1 protein-coding gene is annotated in these 1,531 nt (G+C 38.4%); it reads left to right on the forward strand.

The window, feature by feature from the left end; translation table 11 throughout:
* Window positions 1-65: 65 nt before the first annotated feature.
* Window positions 66-1,397, forward strand: a complete 1,332-nt coding sequence (locus AB5Z12_RS20725; protein WP_118584333.1) for an IS4 family transposase — start codon at window positions 66-68, stop codon at window positions 1,395-1,397.
* The last annotated feature ends 134 nt before the right edge of the window (window positions 1,398-1,531 follow it).

Below are 1,531 nucleotides of genomic sequence, written 5' to 3' on the forward strand. Positions count from 1 at the left end.
AAAAAATGGAAAGGAATCTGTTCGCAGGTTCCTTTCATTGTGTTAAAATATAGGCAGGGGTGTATATGATTAAATCTTATAAAACAAGATTTCAAAAGTTTTCTGCATTATTATCTGATCCGGAAATTGCAAAATATGCGAGACAGAATGGAAACCATGCTTTTTCGAGAAAGCGAAAAATGCCCCTAAAAGACATGTTGCTATGCTGTCTTTCAAAAAAGGGGCTTACCACGACATTTGAACTTAGAAACTATTTCAAAGAAAAAGGAGACTTGTCTATGCAGTTATCTGTCCAGGGATATCTACAACAGAGAAAACGTCTAAATCCGGAAATTTTTCCCTATCTGAACCGTAAATATCTTATGGATTTTTATCGTTCTGACGAACCCAGACTGTGGAAAGGATATTTGTTAATCGCGATTGACGGGAGCAAGGCGGAAGTTCCAAACTCAAAGGATAACAGGGAAGCATTTGGAAACAGCGGCAACCAGCATTCCGGGAAAGGGCAGGTACGGGCACTGGTAAGCGGAATGTATGATGTTTTGAATCATTTTTACCTGGATATTGAAATTGAACATATTTGCATCAGTGAAAACGAACTGGCAAAAAGAAACTTAAAACAATTAAAAAAATTTGGAATCAGGAAGCCGGTTGTCGCAGTTTTTGACCGCGGTTATCCTTCCTTAGAGTTTATTGACTTTCTGGAAACGGAAGGGATTCATTATCTGATCCGTCTTTCATCCAACGATTATATGGCAGAACGTAAACGGATGCAGTCGGCAGATGAAAAAGTCATTTTAAAACATTCATCTGCACGCCTACAAAAAATACGAAAAAAACATCCGGAACGATATGAACAGATGCAAAAGAAAGGGAGCACGCTGGTAAGAATATCAAAATCGACTCTTCCCTCCGGGAATGAACTTGCGCTGATGACAGATCTTCCGGATACAATTACCGCAGAAGAATTAGCGGATTTATATTACCAAAGATGGGAAATTGAGAAGAAATACAATACTCTAAAAAACAAAATGAAATTTGAAAGTGTAACAGGGAAAGCCACAGTATATGTGCACCAGGATTTTTGGGCGCAGGTTTTAGTATATAACATGGTTCAGGACATTCGGAACAGTGCGGACGAAGAGGCCGCAGCAGCAGGACGGGAAAACAGGAATAAATATCCCATGCATACCAATGAAAATGTAGCCATCGGTCTTTTCAAAGAGACTATGCTAAAAATCCTTTTGGAACCGGAGGAAAAGAAGCGGATCAAAAAACTTGGAGAACTACAGGAAGAAATGGAGCGCTATGTACTTCCCATAAGGGAACTACCTGGAAAAGAGCGTAGAAAAAACATCTCAAATAAATATAAAAACAATCAAAAGAGTAGCTTTTAAAATGCCCATTCTCCGTTTAAAGGGAGATTATGGGCATTTTAAGTTGTTAAAGTATACAGAAGGAGCTCTGTGAAGATTTCTCTTCGTTTTAATCTGCCCTTTTGAAATGAGTTTTTAGCAGGATAATATAAATG

This window comes from Ruminococcus sp. RTP21358st1_G6_RTP21358_211008, assembly GCF_040908885.1.
Taxonomy (GTDB): domain Bacteria; phylum Bacillota; class Clostridia; order Lachnospirales; family Lachnospiraceae; genus Blautia_A; species Blautia_A faecis.